We start from the raw sequence: 295 nt of genomic DNA on the forward strand, positions 1-295 counted from the left end.
GTCATGTTCTGTGCTTCGGCGAGCTGCTTCTGCGCCTGTCCGCCCCGGGGCGGGGGCATCTGTTCCAGGAACCGCGGCTCGACGCGAATTTCGGCGGAGCGGAGGCGAACGTGGCAGTCGCGCTGGCGCGGCTCGGCATACCGAGTGCGATCGTGTCCGCTGCTCCCGACGATGCCTTGGGCGATGCGGCGGTGGAGGCGATGCGCAAGCACGGCGTGGATATGAGCCGGGTGCGGCGCGCGGCCGGACGGCTCGGCCTGTATTTCCTCACGCCCGGCGCCGGCCTGCGCGCGTC

Annotated in this window: 1 protein-coding gene; it reads left to right on the plus strand. The window is 71.5% G+C overall.

All coding sequences use genetic code 11. The features are described 5' to 3' along the window. Positions 1-295: PfkB family carbohydrate kinase (locus tag AC0IYH_RS30855; protein WP_471837985.1), on the plus strand; the 295-nt coding region annotated here is incomplete at both ends.

This window comes from Pseudomonas sp. AC463 (assembly GCF_979253585.1).